Raw genomic sequence first — 16,388 nt, 5'->3', positions numbered from 1 at the left:
TTCGGGCCTTCAGGAGGCCCAGACCACCGACTGGAGTTCGCTGTACGCGTGCAGCCCGAACGAGCCGCCGTCGCGGCCGACACCGCTGTGCTTGAAGCCGCCGAACGGCGTCTCGGGGTGGCGCTGGACCGTGTTGATGCCGACGTTGCCGCTGCGCAGCCGGGCCGCCAGCGCCCAGGCGCGGCCCGCGTCGGCGCTGAAGACGTAGTCGTAGAGGCCGTACGAGGTGCCGTTGGCGATCCGCACCGCCTCGTCCTCGTCGTCGAAGGGCAGGGCCACGACGACCGGGCCGAACAGCTCCTCGCGGGCCACGGTCATGCCGGGGTCGGCGTCGGCGACGAGGGTCGGCGCGACGTAGAAGCCCGGCTTGACGGCCGGACGTTCACCGCCGGTGACGATGCGGGCGCCCTGCTCACGGGCCCCGGCGAGGTACGCCTCGACCCGGTCGCGCTGCGCGGCGGAGATCAGCGGGCCCACGATCGTGGAGTTATCCACAGGGTCCCCCACGGTCAGTGACTTTGCGTAATCTGTGAGTGCGGCGACCACCCGCTCGTACAGCGATCGATGGACGAGCACCCGTGTCGGCGCCGTGCAGATCTGCCCGCTGTGGAAGGAGAAGGTCGAACCGACCGCCCCGACCGCCGACGCGATCACTCGCTTGTCGGCGTCCCCAAGGACGATGGCAGCACCCTTGCCCCCCAGTTCCATCAGGGTGCGCTTCATCGACCTGCCTGCGGATTCGGCGATCTTCTTCCCCACGGCGGTGGATCCGGTGAAGCTGACCATGTCGACACCGGGGTGCGCGACCAGCGCCTCGCCCGCGGCCGAGCGCGAGCCGGTGACGACATTGAAGACACCGTCAGGGAGCCCGGCCTCGGTCAGCAGCGGGCCGAGTTCGAGACAGGCCAGCGGGTCCTGCGGGGCCGGTTTGGCGACGACCGTATTGCCCATGGCGAGCGCCGGGGCGACCTTGCCCGCGAGATTGGCGAGGGGAAAGTTGTAGGAGGTGATGCAGGCGACGACACCCATCGGACGGCGTACCGCCGCCGCGCCGATCAGCCCGCCGGGCGCCAGCGGGCTGGCGGCGACCGGCAGCGGGGCGAGCGGGACGGTGTCCGGTTCCATCGCGCCGCGCGCGTAGCGGCGGAAGCGGTCGGCCGCGGGGGGCACTTGGAGGGCCGCGGTGACCCGCAGCGTCGCGCCGGTCTCGGCCTGGACGAGGGGCACCAGGTCGGGGGCGCGCTCGGCGAGCAGGTCGGCCGCGCGGTCGAGTACGGCGGCGCGCTCCCGGGGGGCGGCGCGCGACCAGCCGTCGTACGCGGCCCGCGCGGCCCGCACCGCCGCGTCGGCATCCGCCTCGTCGGCCTCGGGCGCCCGGCCCACGGTCTCCTCGGTGGCCGGATTGACGACCGCGTAGTGCCCGGCCCCGGGCGCCCGCCAGGAGCCGCCGATCCAGTGCCCGTACGTCTTCATCGGGACTCCTTGGGGAGGTGGAGTACGCGCTCGGCGATGATGTTGCGCTGGATCTCGTCCGAGCCGCCGTAGATGGTGTCGGCGCGGGAGAAGAGGAAGAGGCGCTGCGCGGCGTCGAGTTCATACGGCCGGCTCTCGCTCCAGCACACCGGCCCGAGCGCGGCCGCGGCACCCCGCACCCGCACGGCCAGCTCGCCCAGCCGCCGATGCCAGCCGCCCCACAGCAGCTTGGCCACACTGGGCGCCCCGGCGTCGTGGGGATCGGGGCGATGGGGAGTGAGGGCGGAGGAGGTGGGTGGGGAGGGAGGGGAGGGGGTGGGGGTGGGGCCCCCGGGGGTGGGGTTCCGGGCGGCGCCCAGGGTGCGCAGGGCGTTCCAGCGCATGACCTTCAGCTCGGCCCACTGCTGTATCAGCCGCTCCCGCAGTACGGGGTCGCGGGCGGCCCCCGTCTCCAGGGCCTGCCGTATGACGTGGTCGAGTTCCTGGGCGAAGCCGATCTGCTGGACGAGGGTGGAGACTCCGCGTTCCACGGCGAGCAGGCTCATGGCCACGCTCCAGCCCTGCCCCTCGCCGCCGACGAGGTGGCCGACGTGGGCCACGGCCCCGTCGAAGAACACCTCGTTGAACTCCGCGGTGCCGGTGAGCTGCCGGATCGGCCGGACCTCGATGCGTCCGGGCTGGTCCATCGCCACCAGCAGGAAGGAGAGACCATGGTGGCGCCGTGAGCCCTCCTCGGTGCGGGCCAGGACGAAGCACCAGTCCGCTTCGCGGGCGTGGGAGGTCCAGATCTTCTGGCCGGTGACGCGGTACGTCCCATCACCCGGGTCGCGGTCGGCGCGGGTGCGCACTCCGGCGAGGTCCGAGCCCGCGTCGGGTTCGCTGTAGCCCTGGCACCACAGTTCCTCGCCGCGGGCGATGGCGGGCAGGAAGCGGGCGCGCTGGGCGGGGTCGCCGTGGCTGAGCAGGGTGGGGGCGAGGAGGTTCTCGCCGATGTGCCCGAGGCGGGCGGGGGCGCCGGCGCCGGCGTATTCCTCGGCCCAGACGACCTGCTGGGTGAGGGTGGCGGCCCGGTTGCCGTACGTCCCGTGGGTGCGGTCCCAGCCGAGGCCGATCCAGCCGCCGCCGCCCAGTTCGCGTTCCCAGGCGCGCTGCGCGGCGGCGTCCTGGGAGTCGGCGTCCCGGGAGTCGGCGTCCTGGGGCCCGGTGAGGCGTGCGGCCAGATGGGCGTCGAGCCAGGCGCGCGCCTCCCCGCGGAAACGTTCGTCCTCCGGCCCGAATGCGAAGTCCACGGCTTCTCCCCTTCTACGCGTTGGGGCGCTGCTGGGCGGCGGCCGCCCGGGCCATGGCTTCGAGCTGTGCCAGCAGCGGCATGGGGTCGGTGCCGACCGTTCCGGGCAGAAAGTCGGCGATCTTCTCCGGGGTCCAGGCGCCCTCGGCGTATCCGGCGCGCAGTTCCCTCGGCTGGGCCCAGACCGCGATCTTGGGGCCCGCGATCGTGTAGACCTGTCCGGTGATCTTCTCCTCGCGGGCCCGTTCGCTCAGCAGGTAGACGACCAGGGCCGCGACGTCCTCCGGTTCGCCGATCTCCTTCAGCTCCATCGGCACATTGGCGGACATGCGGGTACGGGCGACCGGGGCGACGCAGTTGGCGGTGACGCCGTATTTGTGCAGGCCGAGGGCCGCGCTGCGGACCAGCGAGATGATGCCGCCCTTGGCCGAGGCGTAGTTGGCCTGCGCGACGCTGCCCTGGTGGTTGCCGCTGGTGAAGCCGATCAGGGTGCCGGAGCGCTGCCGCCGCATCACCGCGGACGCGGCGCGGAAGACGGTGAAGGTGCCCTTGAGGTGGGTGGCGACCACGGGGTCCCACTCCTCCTCGGTCATGTTGAAGAGCATCCGCTCGCGGAGGATTCCGGCCACGCACACCACGCCGTCGAGCCGTCCGCACCGTTCGACGGCGGTGTCCACGATCCGCCGGCCACCGGCCATGGTGGAGACGTCGTCGGCGACCGCTACCGCCTCTCCGCCCGCCGCCACGATCTCCTTGACCGCCGCTTCGGCGATCTCGCTGGTGGGTTCGCCGCCTTCGATCGAGACGCCGTAGTCGTTGACGACGACCTTCGCGCCCTCGGCCGCGCAGGCGAGGGCCACGGCTCGTCCGATGCCACGTCCGGCCCCGGTGACGGCGATGACCTTGCCGTCCAGGAAGTTGCCCACGTCGCGTCCCCTCCCGCAGTTTCTGACGGACCGTTAGATTTTTGAGCAGACCCGCTCCGAGTACAAGCCCTGGAACGGAACCGACCGAAGGAGGCGCCATGTCGCTGCCGCCCGAGTTCCACGACATAGCCGAGCGCGTCAACAACTGGGGGCGCTGGGGCGCCGACGACGAGATCGGCACGCTCAACCTGATCACCGACGAGGTCGTCCGAGCCGCCGCCGCGGAGGTGCGCACCGGCCGCCGCGTCCCGCTCGCGGTTCCGCTGCGACAGGACGGCATCCAGACCGGGATGGTCCCGGGCAGGGTCAACCCGCTGCACACCATGGTCGCCGTGAACGCCGAGATGTTCGGCCCGGGTACGGTCGCCACCAGCGACGACGCCGTGACGATGGGGCTGCAGGCCGGTACCCACTGGGACGGGCTGGCCCATGCCTCGCACTCCGGCCGGATCTACAACGGCCGCCCCGCCGCGTCCGTCACCGCCCATGACCGCGCGGCCTTCAGCGGCATCCACACGGCGCGGCACATCGTCTCGCGCGGGGTGCTGCTCGACGTCGCGCGCGCCCGGGGCGCGGACCGGCTGCCCGAGGGGCATGCCGTCACCCCCGAAGACCTCGCCGCCGCCGAGGAGCTGGCCCGGGTCACGGTCCGTTCCGGCGACATCGTGCTCGTACGGACCGGGCAGATCCAGCGGTATCTGGCGGGCGAGAGGGAGGCGTACGCGTTTCCGTCGCCCGGGCTGTCGCTCCGCACGCCCGAGTGGTTCCGCGCCCGTGACGTGGCCGCGGTCGCCAACGACACGCTCACCTTCGAGATCTTCCCCCCGGAGATCGAGAACCTGTGGCTGCCCGTCCACGCCCTCGACCTGGTCGAAATGGGCATGCCGCAGGGCCAGAACTGGAATCTGGAGGAGCTGTCGGCGGCCTGCGCCGAGGAGGGGCGCTCCACGTTTCTGCTGTCGGCCACGCCCGAGCCGTTCACCGGCGGGACCGGCGCCCCGGTCGCGCCCGTGGCCATCCTCTGACGCAGGAGAGGTACCGGGGGAGACATCAGGGGCGCGGGGGAACGGGCGGGCGCGGTCCATCGGGCGGCGGTGCGCTCATGCACACCCCGAGCACGGCATCGCGCACCGCCACCCGGCTCCGGCGCCGAGCCCTGATCAGGCGCCAGGCCGCGACCCGCACTCGCCGAGGAACGGTCCCGTGAACACACGGTTCACTCAGGCCCCATAGCCCTCGACGTCCCCTCACGACGAATCGCTGATCCTAGAGTGATCACTCGGCCACGTCACGTCAACACCTGGTCTGGACTTTGTGGGGTCCGCCCCAGATGTGCGGGCGCACGGGAGGCGCCACGGTCCGTCAGAAGGGACTTCTCACGCGCCCCGTGATCGCCCAGCTCGACGCGCTCCGCCCCGTCCGCGCACTCTTCCCGCCGATTGCGGTCGATTTCGCACCAGATGCGCTTGCCCGCGCCCTCGGGCTGCCAGCCCCAGCGGTCCGCGAGCCCGTCGACCAGCTCCAGCCCGCGGCCGTTGGTGGCCTCCTCGTCGGCGCGGCGCTGACGCGGTGCGCGGGCGCTGGCGTCCGCGACCTCGACCCGGACCGTGCCCAGTGCGGGCCCCTTGTCCGTGGCGGGCTCCGCTGAACCGTCGCTACCGCCGCCGGTGGTGCCGGTCTGCGCGGGAAAGCGCATGCGCAGCACGGCGGGACAGCCGGTGTGCACCACGGCGTTGGTGACGAGTTCGGAGATGAGCAGGATCAATGTCTCGGCGAGCGGCTCGTCGGCCCCGATACCGGACCCGGCGAGCCGCGAGCGCGCCCACCGACGGGCACGACTCACCTCCGCGGGGTCGGGCCGGACCTCCATCTGCATCTGAAGCACCTGCACCGCTCACACCATCCGAACCGGCGGACACATCGCCTCATACCTCCAAGAGGTCCTCCAAGAGGTCACGGAACGTGACGCTCCCCCGGCTTCCACCGGGAGGTACCCCCTTGTGAGAGAGCATGGTTGACGTACAGTCACCCCAACAAGCGCTTCGGTCATATTCCAGCGCCAAGGAGTATGCGTGGGGCATACTGTGCGACGCACGCCCCGAGGACTCGAACAGCGAGGATTTGCCGGAGCGCGCCCCGTGCGAGCGGGGCACATCGGCGTGCCCGGAGTCGCCTCACGGGCCACGCCGGGTTCGTTGCACCCCATAACCGCTCGCACCCAACGGAGAGTACCCGAGCCGGAGCCCGACTCCCCCCTGTGACGAGTCACGCCTAGGAAACAACCCGATATCAACGCTCGGTCACCTCAAAGCCTCCGGGGATCTCCCCAGAGAATGCGACATCCCAACAATTCAGGCGTATCCATGGAGCCCGGTTACAAACCTGTTTCACCGGTCAACAGGAGTCCCGCGGCAAGTTCCTCCTCGGCCCCGGCCGCCGTCTGCCACTGTCCGGCGCGCACCCAAGCCCGCTTGAGGTGCAGATGGACATCCGCCTCCCAGGTGAAACCCATCCCCCCGTGCACCTGAAGACAGTCGCGGGCATTACGGACGGCCGCCTCGTCGGCGAGCAGTTTGGCGGCGGCGATGTCACCCGCCTCTTCTGTGACCGCGGCGGCGTACACCACACTTCTGGCTGATTCGGCGCGCACGAGCATCTGTGCGCACAGATGCTGTACGGCCTGGAAGGCGCCGATCGGGCGGCCGAACTGCGTGCGCTCCGTAGCGTGATCGACCGCCATCCGGACCGTACGGGAGGCGCTGCCGAGCTGTTGGGCGGCGGTCAGCAGGGCCGCCTCGCGGCGCAGCCGGGCGGCGGCCCCGGGAAATCCGGCCGCATCGGTAACCCCTGCGGGGGTCACGGCCGGTGGACGCACCCGGTGCAGCGGGGTGGCCGGGTCGACGGAGCGTATCGGCCGCGCCGGGTCCGCGAGCGCGGCGGCGGCAAGCACCTCGGCGTCCTCGCCGCTCAGCATCAGCACGGCGTCGGCCGAGGCCAGATGCTCCACCAGCCCGTCCGCCCCGGCGTCGAGGTCCAGCGCGGTGACCACGGCCGCGCCCTCGGCGGCAGCCGTGGCATACGCGGCGTCCGTGGCGTCCGTGGCGTTCAGGCCCGCCGCGAGCTGGGTGGCGACCAGCGGCCCCGGGAGCAGCGCCCCGCCCGCCTCCTCCATGGCCAGCACCGCCTCCGGCAGTCCGAGCCCCACGCCGCCCGCCGCCTCGGGAAGCCGCAGCGCGAAGAACCCGGCAGCGCCGAGTTCACGCCACAGGGTGCGGTCCAGCGCAGCCGCACCTCCGTGGCCGTCCACCACTGTCCGTAACCGGGCGCGGGGGAAGCGCCGTTCCAGCAGTTCCCGCATCCCGTCCCGCAGCGCCCGCTGGTCGTCGTCGAGCTGGAAGTCCACGCTCCGGGTCACCGCCCCTTCGGCAGGCCGAGGATGCGCTCGGCGACGATGTTCCGCTGGATCTGCGAGGTTCCGGCCGCGATGGTGTACGAGAGGGACGACAGCCGGTCCGCGACCCACTCGTGCCCGGCGTCCAGCGCGTCCGGGCCCAGGACCTCGGCGGCGGCGTCGTACAGCTCCTGCCGCACCTCCGAGAAGCGGAGCTTGAAGACCGAGCCACCGACGCCCGGCACCCCGCCGGTGCGCTGCGCCTCGCTCACGTTCCACTGGGTGAGCCGCCACAGCGCCGCGCACTCGGCGGCGAGCCGCCCGAGCCGCCGCCGCAGGACGGGGTCGTCCCAGCGTCCGTTGGCCTCGGCGGTACGGGCCAGGGACTCCAGTACGCGTCGGCAGGCGACGACCTCGCCGACGAAGGCCGTGCCGCGCTCGAACGAGAGGGTCACCATGGTCACCCGCCAGCCGTCGTTCTCGGCCCCGATCCGGTGGTCGACGGGCACCCGTACCTCGTCCAGGAAGACCTCGGCGAACTCGGCGGTCCCGGCGAGCGTGCGCAGCGGCCGTACGGTCACGCCCGGCGCGTCCATCGGCAGCGCGAGCCAGGTGATGCCCCGGTGCTTCGGCGTGTCGGGGTTCACGGGCGTGGTGCGCACCAACAATTCGCACCAGTCGGCGATCTCGGCGTGCGAGGTCCAGATCTTGCTGCCGCTGACGACGTAGTGGTCGCCGTCCCGTACGGCACGGGTGCGTAAGGAGGCGAGGTCGGATCCGGCGTCGGGTTCGGAGAAACCCTGGCACCAGACCTGGTCGCCGCGGAGGATCGGCGGCAGCCAACGGGCCCGTTGGGCGGGGGTGCCCTCGGCGGCGATGGTGGGGCCCGCGTGCAGCAGGCCGACGAAGTTGGCGCCGACGTAGGGCGCGCCCGCGCGTTCGGTCTCCTCCAGGAAGATCAGGTGCTGGGTGGGGGTCGCGCCCTGCCCTCCGGCGTCCTCGGGCCAGTGCAGTCCGGCGTATCCGGCGTCGTACAGCATGCGCTGCCAGCCGCAGTCATAGGCGCGGCGGGCGGGCCAGTCGGCGGGGTCGGGGCGGTCGGGCAGGGTGGGGAGGACGTCCGCGAGCCAGGCGCGCAGTCCGCGCCGGAAGTCCTCCTCGTCCTCCGTGAAGGCGAGATCCATCGGCGGCCGTCCTCCCCTTTCCGATGTTTTTCTGATGTCTCGTCAGATCAGAACGGCAGAGGAAGGCTAATCCGCGCCCCCTGGACCGACAAGACGGGTGGCCTTACGCTCCCCATTATCTGACTATTCGTCAGATCTACGGCGGGGTTCACGGGAGGCCGGGATGACCGACACCGCACACGCCCTCGGCACATCGGCGACGCTGTGGGAACTGCTGGAGCGACGCGCCGCGCTCACCCCGGACGCCCCCGCGCTGATCCAGGCCGCCGCCAGCGGCCGGCACGACCGGCGGCTGACCTTCCGCGCGCTGCGCACCCGCGCGGAGCGCACGGCGGCCGGGCTGTACGCGAGGGGGGTGGGCCCCGGCAGCCGGGTCGCCTGGCAACTGCCCACCCGGCTGGAGACGGTCGTGCTGACCATGGCGCTGGCCCGGCTGGGCGCCGTACAGACCCCGCTCATCTCGTACTACCGCGACCGCGAGGTGGGGTACGCGCTACGGGCCTCGGGCGCGCGGTTCTTCGCCGTCCCCGGGACCTGGCGCGGCTTCGACCATACGGCGATGGCGCACCGGCTGGCCGCCCGGCTGCCGCAGCCGCCGCACGTCTTCGAGGCGTACGACACCCTCCCGGTCGCCGACCCGAAGGCGCCGCCGCATCTGCCGCCCCCGCCCACCGACGGGACCGCCGTCCGCTGGATCTACTGGACCTCGGGCACCACCTCCGACCCCAAGGGCGTGCTGCATACCGACCGCAGCCTCATCGCCGCCGGTTCCTGCCTCGCCCACGCGCTGCGGCTGAGACCCGACGACATCGGGTCGATGGCCTTCCCGTACGCCCATGTCGCCGGGCCCGACTACACGGTGATGCTGCTGCTGTACGGCTTCCCCGCCGTGCTGCTGGAGCACTTCGCGCTGCCGGACTCCCTCGCCGCGTACCGGCGGCACGGGGTGACGGTCGCGGGCGGCAGCACCGCTTTCTACTCCATGTTCCTGGCTGAGCAGCGCAAGGACCCCGCGCACAAGCTGATTCCGACGCTGCGGCTGCTCGCCGGGGGCGGCGCCCCCAAGCCGCCCGAGCTGTACTACGAGGTGGTGCGGGAGTTGGGGTGCCGCCTCACGCACGGCTACGGGATGACGGAAGTCCCCATGATCACCATGGGGTCGCCGGACGACACCGACGAACTGCTGGCGACGACGGAGGGGCGTCCGCCCGCGGAGATGGAGATCCGCGTCGTGGACGGAGAGGTGCGGCTGCGGGGCGAGGCGGTGTGCGCCGGATATCTGGACGAGTCGCAGACCCGGGAGGCGTTCGACGCCGACGGCTTCTTCCGCACCGGCGATCTCGGCCATCTGACGGAAAGCGGTCATCTTGTGCTCACCGGGCGCGCCAAGGACATCATCATCCGTAAGGGCGAGAACATTTCCGCGAAGGAGATCGAGCAGTTGCTGTACCGGCATCCGGATGTGGGGGATGTGGCGGTGATCGGGCTACCGGACGCGGAGCGCGGGGAGGTGGTGTGCGCCGTGGTGGAGCAGCCGGCCGGGGCGGCGCCGCTGACCCTGGAGGGGGTCGGCTCCTATCTGCGCGAGGTGGGTCTTTCGGTGCACAAGGTGCCGGAGCGGGTGGAGGTGGTGGACGCGCTGCCGCGGAACGAGACGCTGCGGAAGGTGCTGAAGTACCGGCTGCGGGAGCGGTTCGGGGGCGCAGCCGCGCGCTGAGCCCGTTCGGACCGCCGGACGCGTGTCAGCCCGTCGTGCTGTACGTGGCCGTCGCCTGCTCGAAGTGGCTGTTCACCGCGCGGCGCTCGTCGGCGGGGCCGATCACCAGAACCACGTGGTAGCGGCCGCCGATGAGCATCGCCAGGTTGCGCGCGTACACATTGCGGCCGCTGCTGTCGCGCCAGCTGAACTGGCCCTCGGCCATCGCCGTCTTCCCGACGTCTATTCGCTTCAGTCCCGACGACGACGCCCACGCCGAGTCGCGGAAGGCGGCCAGTTCGGCCTCCCGGTTCTGCTGGTACGCCATCGGGTCGGTGCCGAACTCGGACACCTTGTCCCGCCCTGCCACGATCACCAGCTCGATGTCGCCGCCGATGTAGCGGATCTGGCCGCGCGCGTTCTCGCCGCGCCGGGTCCAGCCCTCGTGGACGGCGACGGAGAAGCCCTTGGGGTCCTTGCGGACCGCGAAGCCCTTCGCGAGACCGGCCGGTTCGGTGGACTGGGGTTCGTCGGAGCCCGAGTCCGGCGAGCCGTCGCCCTTGCCCTTGCCCTCGCCGGACGGCGACGCCGGGTCGTGGGCGCTGGTGGGCGCCGGGCTGCCCACGCCCGCCGATCCCGTACGGTCCCGGCCGCCGGTGTCCTCGTGACGCGGCATGAACATCGTCGCGTACAGCACGGCAGCCGCCAGGGCCAGCAGTATCAGCAGGAGCAGCACCCGCCCCAGCCTGCGCGGCTTGCGGCCGGGGGTCTGCTCCCGGCGCGGAGGCTCGCGCCGCGGCGCCGGGGACGGTTCGCGCACGGCCTGCCTCGCCCGCTTGTGCCGCCCGTGCGCGGCCGCCGCCTGGTCCGGGCGGCCCCGGCCCTTGCGCACCAGCCAGCCTCGGCGGCGCACGATCGGCAGCCGCTTGGGGTCGGACGCGCCGCCCGGACCGATGGACGGAACGGTGACCGTGCTGCTGCCGACGTCCGGCTCCGGCGCCGATCTGATCAGCGACCGCAGCCAGCCGCGCAGCTCCTCGAAGTCGGGCCGCTCGGTGGGGTCCTGGCGCATCAGCGACTCGACGACGGGCCGCAGCGGACCGCACTCCTCCGCGTAGGCGGGCGCCTCCGCGCACACCATCTGCACCAGCTCGGCGGCGTTCTCCTCCGGGTACGGGGCGTGGCCCTGGACGGCGCGGAAGAGCAGCACGCCGAGCGCCCACAGGTCGGCGGCGGGGCCGACGGGCGGTGCCAGCCGCCAGTTCTCGTGTACGGGTCCGGCCTGCTCGGGCGCCCAGCGCTCGGTGACGGCGCCGACCACGACGATGCGCGCCTGCCGGGCCCGTTCGGCGGCGAGCGCGGTGGCGGGGCCGCGCGGCGGGGCGTCGTCCGCCGTACCGCCGCCGTCCCAGGAACCGCCGCCGTCCTCCCCGTTCGGCTGCCGGGGCACCGTGATGCCGTCCGGCGAGGGAGAACCGGAACCAGAACCGGATTCGGAAGCGGAAGGGAAACCGACGGCGGAATCGGAAGGCCAGGGTGCGCCGCCACCCGTGAGCGGGTCCGCCTCCTGGGCGGTGTGCCGGGGGGCGTCGGCGTTGGCCCGTGCGGCGGCCGCGCGGGCTCCCGCCGCGTACGCGGCGATGGCCCTGGCCCGCGCGGCGCGCGCGGCCGCGCCCTGTGCGTCGTCCGGGGCGCCCTGCGCCGGAATGTGCCCGGACCCGTCGGCGGCCCATTCGCCTTCCGCTTCCAGCCCCTCCCAGGGAGCCGGCCCGGTGTCCGTACCGGTGAAGTCCGGGCGGTGGCCGTGGTGTTCGTGCGGTCCTGCCGACTCCGGATATCCGTACGCCCGGGGCCCCTGGCCGATGTCGTCCGCCCCGCGCGGGGTGGGGAAGCCGCCCGCCGCGCCCTGGTCGCGGTACATCGGGCCCTGCGCGGCGGGACGCTGGTCGGGGGCGGCGCTCTCGTAGCCGTGCGGAAGGGCCGGTGGAGGCGTGACCATGGGAGTGCCGTCGGGCGGCGTGGGGGTGTAGCCGTCGTCCTCCGCGGCCTTGTGCTGCGGCGACGCGGGTCCGGCGCCGGGCCCGTCCGCGCCCTCGACCGGCGGCCTCGGCACCGGGTCGTAGCCGCACAGCGCCTCCTCCGCCGCGCCCGCCGCCAGGCCCGTCAGCATCGCGCGGCCGTCGTCGCACAACAGCACCGTGCGGGTGGTGATGTTGCGGTGCGTCCAGCCGTGGGCGTGGAGCGCGCGGAGCGCCGTCAGGACGTCGTTGGCGACCTCGGCCGCGCGGTGCGGGGACAGGTTCCGCTCGGTGAGGAGCGCGGCGAGCGGGCGCCCGGCGACGAGTTCGCTGACGATCCACAGGCTTCCGGCCTCCGCGAAGACGTGGAAGACCTGGCCGAGCCGGGGGTGGTCGGGGACCTGCGCCGCGGCGGTCGCCGCGTCCAGGGCGCGCCGTACGGCGGGGTCGCCGCCGCCCCGGGCGGTACGGGACGTCCCGTTCGGCGCACCGCCGGGGTGGCCGTCGTCGTCGACGACTTCGGCGTCGACGACCTCCGGAAGCGGTATCTGCCGCAGATGGACCTGCTGGCCGCTGTAGGTGTCGAAGGCGCGGGTCTCGGCGAACTCGTACTCGTCGGCGGGCGGCAGGGGCAGGCGATAGCGGCCGGCCAGCACCCGGCCCGCGTACTCGTCCACGACGCCTCCCCTAGCGCATGATCAGCGCGATCAACGTCCCTTATGCGATCAGCACAGCGCTAAGCCGTCAATTATGGTCGTTTTGGCGGGTTCATGCGACTGCGCACGGTCTACGGGCACTCACGATACGGGCCCGCGCGACGCTTCGCCGACAGGAGTGCTCAGTCCGTGATGTCGAAGGTTTTGAACGCCGTGTCGCGGAGCGTCCGGCACTCCTTCTCGTCCCACTTGCTCGCCTCGCAAGTGATCATGATGGAGAAGCCATGGCTGCTGTCCGCCTTGAAGCCGCGGTTGAGCACCCGTACGTGCTTGCCGTCCTGGTCACGCTCGAACCGCCAGTCCGCGACGGACGGGTAGCCCCGCCAGTCCACCGACTTGATGCCGAGGCTCTTGTACCCGGACATGCTGCTCCGCGCGGCGGCCTCGCCCTTGCGCCACTCGGCCGCGGCGTCGGGCTTCGGGGAGGAGGTGAAGTCGATCTGGATACGCGGGATGCTGGGGCCGCCGTAGTACTTTCGGCTGCCGCTGTAGCTCCCGGGGTGCACCGACCATCCCTTGGGCATCGCCATGGTGAAGGGGAAGTCGGAGCTGTTGACGGTCTCGTAACCGCTCGGCACGGAGGCGCCCTTGCCCTCCTCCTTGCCGCCGCTTCCGCCGTCGTCCCCGCTGCCGCCCTTGCCCTTGTCCTTGCCGCCGTTGTCGTCGGCGTCGTCGCCCTTGGACGCGTCCGAGCCGGCCTGCTCCTTCGATCCGCCGGACGTCTTGCCGTCGGGGGCCTGGGTGTTCGCCTTGCCGGACGCGCCGGAGTCCTTGCCGCTCTGCCGGTCATCCGAGGCTTTGGCCGAGGCCGACGCCTTGGGGCCGGACTTGCCCTTGGCGCTGTCGCTGTCGTCGCCGCTGAAGACGATGGCGAGCACGGTGCCCACGATGACGACCACGACCACCGCGATGATGATCAGCGTCCGCTTGGAGACCACATCGGTGATCGGGGCGCGGGGCGGCACCGAGGGGTACGAGCCGGCCGCGCCCTCGGGCTTCCCGGAAGCGGAGGAGGAACCAGAGGAAGCGGACGAAGCGGAAGCGGCCGAACCGGCGGCCGACTCCCCCTTCTTCGTGAGGTCCGCCTTCTTCGAGGTCTGCGCGTTCCGCGAGGCCGCCGCGGACGTCGACGGCTTCGCGGACTCGGCCTTCTTCGACGGCTCCGGCTTCTTCGCCGGGTCCGCCTTCGGCTCGGTCTTCGCGTTCCGTACGGACTTCAGCGCGCCCCGGGCGCGCTCCGCGACCGCCGCGGACTTGGCCTCCGCCGCCGCCTCGTCCTCCGCCGAGGGGGCGGGCGGCAGGGTCATCGTGCGGGTCGCGTCGGCGGGCGGGGTCTTCGAGGCGGTGTCCGCCGGGGCGCTCAGGGCGTGCTCCAGCAGCGCCCGCGCACCGGCGTCGTCCAGCCGCTGGTCGGGGTCCTTGACCAGCAGACCGTAGATGACCTCTTCCAGCGGGCCCGCGTTCTTCGGCGGCTCGACCGGCTCGGTCATCACCGCGGTGAGGGTCGCTATGGCCGTGCTCTTGTCGTACGGCGGCACGCCCTCGACCGCCGCGTACAGCAGGCCGCCCAGCGACCACAGGTCGGACGGCGGGCCGGGCTTGTGCCCGCGGGCCCGCTCCGGGGAGATGTAGGAGGGAGCGCCGACGAGCATGCCGGTGGAGGTGACGGACGGGTCGCCCTCGACCTGGGCGATGCCGAAGTCGGTGAGGACGACGCGGCCGTCGTCCGAGATCAGCACGTTGGACGGCTTCACGTCGCGGTGCAGGATGCCCGCCTGGTGGGCGGCGCGCAGCACGTCGAGGACGGCGAGCCCGACCTCGGCGGCACGGCGCGGGGTGAGCGGCCCGTCGTCCCGGACGACGTCGGCGAGCGAGCGGCCCTCGATCAGCTCCATGACGATCCAGGGGCGGTCGTCCTCGTCGACCACGTCGTAGACGGTGACGGCACCGTTGCTGCGGATCCGGGCGATCGCCTTCGCCTCGCGCAGCGTGCGGGTGATGAGCCGTCTCTTCTCGTCCTCTTCGACGCTGGACGGGAATCGCAGCTCCTTGACCGCGACCGTACGGCCGAGGGTCTGGTCGCTCGCGCGCCAGACCGTGCCCATGCCGCCCTGACCGAGGATCTCCCCCAGCCGGTAACGCCCGGCGAGGAGGCGCCCAGTCGAACCCTGCGTCTTCTCGGCCTCCGACATGCGACCCCTCTGCGAATCAACCCACCCTGAACCCACCCTGGGAGAGCCCCCATTGTCTCTCATCCACGCCCCCGGGAAATCCCGGGGTCCGGGCGTCGAGCGGGCACGGTGCGGCGGCCGTCCCGGCACCTGCGAACATCGGAGGGTCCGCAGGGAACGGAAAGGCCCGTGTCATGCCCATCTCCGCCATACGATGGCACAGGCGAGACCGTATGCCGACCGTCGTGGCGCTGGTCGCGGCCATGGCCGTCGTGCTGACGAGCTGTACGGCGGAGGCGGACGTCCGGGCGAGCGGGGGCGGCGGAGGCCGGAAGGCCGCCGCGCGGGAGGACCGCGGGGCCGTACGGACGGCCGTGCGGCGGCTGGTGACCGACGGTGAGGCGCCCGGGGCCGCGGCGCTGGTCCGGGACGGGGGCGTGACCCGGTTCACCACGGCGGGGGTCGCGGACACCCGGAGCGGGCGGCGCATCCAGCGGGACGATCACTTCCGGGCGGGCAGCGTCACCAAGACCGTCATCGCGGCGCTGACGCTGCGCCTGTCCGGCGAGGGCAGGCTCGACCTGTCCGACACCGTGGAGAAGCATCTGCCGGGACTGGTGCGCGGCCATGGCAACAATGGCCGAAAAATCACCCTCCGCCAGCTCCTCACCCACACCAGCGGGCTGTTCGACTACACGGCCGACCCGGTGCTGGCGCGCCGGCTGTCGGCCACGGACGGCGCGGACAGCGCGGACGACACCAAGCGTTACGACCCCGCCTTCCTGGTACGGACCGCGCTCGCCCACCGCCCCGCCTTCGCGCCCGGGGCGAAGTGGGGTTACTCCAACACCAACTACGTCCTGCTGGGCATGGTCGTCGAGCAGGTCACCGGGCGTTCGTACGCCACCGAGGCCGAGCGCCGGGTCCTCGGCCCGCTCGCGCTGCGCGACACCTCGTTCCCCGGCGCCCGCACCACCCTCCCGGCCCCGCACGGCATCGGGTACGACTCCCGGGGCGGCGCTTGGCGCGACGTCACCGACCTCGACCCGTCCTCGGCCGGGGCCGCGGGCGAGATGATCTCCACGCTGGACGATCTGTCCCGCTTCCTCGGCGCGCTGCTGCGCGGCAAGGCGGTGCCGGAGGCCCAGCTGCGGCGGATGGAGGACACCTCGGCGTCCGGCGGCCGGTACGGGATGGGCCTGTTCCCGGTGAAGCTGCCGTGCGGCAGGACGGTGTGGGGGCACAACGGCCAGGTCAACGGCTCGTACGCGCTGGCCGTGGCCACTCGCGACGGCCGCCACACCCTCGTCTACCGCCTCAACAGCGCCGGGCCGCCGGATCCGGACGCCGAGAACGCCCTGCTCACGGCGGAGTTCTGCCCGGCCCGACCGCCGGGGTCCGCCAGCCGGGACTCGCCGGACAGCCGGGTCCCGCTGGTCGGGGTCCACCGGCCGGGGCCCGTCGCCTAGGGGGTGTCTTGTCGATCAGGCCGGATCAGCGAACGGCGTCAGGGGGCACCTCCCAG

At 72.6% G+C, this 16,388-nt stretch carries 11 protein-coding genes; 3 read left to right on the top strand and 8 right to left on the bottom strand.

From position 1 onward, the window contains the following. Positions 1 to 9: 9 nt before the first annotated feature. The 3 genes from ACH4SI_RS25490 to ACH4SI_RS25480 are packed head-to-tail and all read right to left on the bottom strand — an operon-like array spanning position 10 to position 3,687. Positions 10 to 1,473, bottom strand: coding sequence for an aldehyde dehydrogenase family protein (locus tag ACH4SI_RS25490; protein WP_398299325.1), 1,464 nt, complete (start codon positions 1,471 to 1,473; stop codon positions 10 to 12). Continuing rightward, entirely contained in the window at positions 1,470 to 2,762 is a 1,293-nt protein-coding gene (locus ACH4SI_RS25485) for an acyl-CoA dehydrogenase family protein (RefSeq protein ID WP_398299324.1), read from the bottom strand. The genes ACH4SI_RS25490 and ACH4SI_RS25485 overlap by 4 nt, the downstream gene beginning before the upstream one ends. A gap of 13 nt (positions 2,763 to 2,775) precedes the next feature. After that, on the bottom strand, positions 2,776 to 3,687 hold the full coding sequence (locus ACH4SI_RS25480) for an SDR family oxidoreductase (RefSeq protein WP_398299322.1): 912 nt from the start codon (positions 3,685 to 3,687) through the stop codon (positions 2,776 to 2,778). Positions 3,688 to 3,785: 98 nt separating this feature from the next. On the opposite strand from ACH4SI_RS25480, the gene ACH4SI_RS25475 reads away from it, so the two are divergent. Then, positions 3,786 to 4,712: a cyclase family protein gene (locus ACH4SI_RS25475; protein WP_398299320.1), complete on the top strand. Its 927-nt coding sequence runs from the start codon at positions 3,786 to 3,788 to the stop codon at positions 4,710 to 4,712. Between the two features lie 263 nt (positions 4,713 to 4,975). Here ACH4SI_RS25475 and ACH4SI_RS25470 read toward each other — a convergent pair whose 3' ends face one another. The 3 genes from ACH4SI_RS25470 to ACH4SI_RS25460 all read right to left on the bottom strand — a co-directional run bounded on the left by ACH4SI_RS25470 (position 4,976) and on the right by ACH4SI_RS25460 (position 8,262). Next, a complete protein-coding gene (locus ACH4SI_RS25470; protein ID WP_398299318.1) occupies positions 4,976 to 5,578 on the bottom strand; it encodes an ATP-binding protein in 603 nt (200 codons plus the stop codon). Between the two features lie 483 nt (positions 5,579 to 6,061). Beyond that, complete coding sequence (locus tag ACH4SI_RS25465) at positions 6,062 to 7,090, bottom strand: acyl-CoA dehydrogenase family protein (protein ID WP_398299502.1); 1,029 nt, start codon at positions 7,088 to 7,090, stop codon at positions 6,062 to 6,064. A gap of 8 nt (positions 7,091 to 7,098) precedes the next feature. Continuing rightward, complete coding sequence (locus ACH4SI_RS25460) at positions 7,099 to 8,262, bottom strand: acyl-CoA dehydrogenase family protein (protein WP_398299316.1); 1,164 nt, start codon at positions 8,260 to 8,262, stop codon at positions 7,099 to 7,101. 163 nt (positions 8,263 to 8,425) lie between these two features. Here ACH4SI_RS25460 and ACH4SI_RS25455 point away from each other — a divergent pair, with 163 nt between their 5' ends. Next, positions 8,426 to 9,979 (top strand): class I adenylate-forming enzyme family protein, encoded by a 1,554-nt coding sequence (locus ACH4SI_RS25455; RefSeq protein ID WP_398299314.1) that lies wholly within the window; start codon positions 8,426 to 8,428, stop codon positions 9,977 to 9,979. A gap of 25 nt (positions 9,980 to 10,004) precedes the next feature. Here the strand turns inward: ACH4SI_RS25455 and ACH4SI_RS25450 are convergent, their stop codons facing one another. Beyond that, a complete protein-coding gene (locus ACH4SI_RS25450) occupies positions 10,005 to 12,653 on the bottom strand; it encodes a protein kinase (RefSeq protein ID WP_398299312.1) in 2,649 nt (882 codons plus the stop codon). Positions 12,654 to 12,814: 161 nt separating this feature from the next. Next, positions 12,815 to 14,884, bottom strand: coding sequence for a serine/threonine-protein kinase (locus tag ACH4SI_RS25445; protein WP_398299310.1), 2,070 nt, complete (start codon positions 14,882 to 14,884; stop codon positions 12,815 to 12,817). Between the two features lie 212 nt (positions 14,885 to 15,096). On the opposite strand from ACH4SI_RS25445, the gene ACH4SI_RS25440 reads away from it, so the two are divergent. After that, on the top strand, positions 15,097 to 16,332 hold the full coding sequence (locus ACH4SI_RS25440) for a serine hydrolase domain-containing protein (RefSeq protein WP_398299308.1): 1,236 nt from the start codon (positions 15,097 to 15,099) through the stop codon (positions 16,330 to 16,332). The last annotated feature ends 56 nt before the right edge of the window (positions 16,333 to 16,388 follow it).

Source organism: Streptomyces sp. NPDC021212, assembly GCF_044332925.1.
GTDB lineage: Bacteria > Actinomycetota > Actinomycetes > Streptomycetales > Streptomycetaceae > Streptomyces.
Note: the sequence above shows the minus strand (reverse complement) of the source record. Positions and strands in the feature narration are given on the sequence as shown.